The organism is Vibrio sp. 2134-1, from assembly GCF_033339495.1.
On record NZ_JAWOUS010000098.1, the window covers coordinates 1 to 1,225 of the forward strand.

The 1,225-nt window shown below is 48.6% G+C and carries 1 protein-coding gene; it reads left to right on the top strand.

Features of this window, described 5'->3' with window-relative positions; all coding sequences use genetic code 11:
- A partial coding sequence (locus R7R78_RS24115) for a TRAP transporter permease (protein ID WP_225474374.1) occupies positions 1-1,225 on the top strand: 1,225 nt, incomplete at both ends.

Sequence of the window (1,225 nt, forward strand, 5' to 3'; positions counted from 1 at the left end):
CCTTGAAGCATGTAAAGCGGGTATGACTGGCTTACCTCGTCGTCATAATCCAACGTTACTGCAAAGCCTACTTTCATTCACAGCTACCATTTTAGGTCTGTGTGTAATCAGCGCTTTGGTGTACTACGGTGTAGGTTGGACGAAAGATGTCTTTGGCGACGCAGCGACTACGATAGTAACGATCGCGCTACTCATCGCCTACGTCGGCCTCGTAAAAATTTCTGCGAACCACATGAAAGATGGCGCAATTGAGATTGATGCGGAGCTGACTGAAGTGCCAGATCCGGGTCCTACAGTGAAGTCTGGCTTACACTACCTGCTACCTATAGTGGTACTGGTTTGGTGTTTAACAGTAGAGCGCTTCTCACCTGGCTTATCAGCATTTTGGGCGACCGTCTTTATGGTCTTCATTTTGCTAACACAACGCCCTCTGATGGCGTTACTTGCGAAAGAAGGCGACCTAGTACAGCAAACCAAAGAGGGTTTTGTTGATCTTGCTGAAAGCTTGGTGGCTGGTGCTCGCAACATGATCGGTATCGGTGTCGCAACTGCGGCGGCAGGTACGGTTGTTGGCGTTGTGACACTAACCGGCATCGGCTTGGTGATGACGGACTTTGTTGAGTTTATCTCTGGCGGTAGTGTCATCCTAATGTTGCTGTTTACTGCGGTTATCAGTCTGATTCTCGGTATGGGTCTGCCTACCACAGCAAACTACATTGTAGTATCAACGCTAATGGCGCCAGTCATCGTAACGCTCGGCGCAGCGCACGGTCTTATCATTCCACTGATTGCGGTGCACTTGTTCGTGTTCTATTTCGGTATTCTCGCCGATGATACACCACCGGTCGGTCTGGCTGCCTTTGCCGCTGCAGCAATCGCGAAGTCCGATCCAATTCGCACCGGTATCCAAGGCTTTACCTACGATATTAGAACCGCCATTCTGCCATTCATGTTTGTTTTCAATACCCAATTATTGTTGATGGGTATCGATTCTTGGTGGCATTTAGCACTCACGGTAATCTCTTCCATCATTGCGATGCTGATCTTCTCTGCCGCTACGCAGGGATGGTGGCTGACTCGTAACAAGTGGTGGGAAACCGTCCTATTATTAGTATTAACTTTCTCATTCTTCCGACCTGGTTTTTGGTGGGACATGTTATACCCAGCGAAAGTTCTTTCTCCTGGGGTTGAGATAGCTCAAATCACGGAAAACCTAAATGTAGGA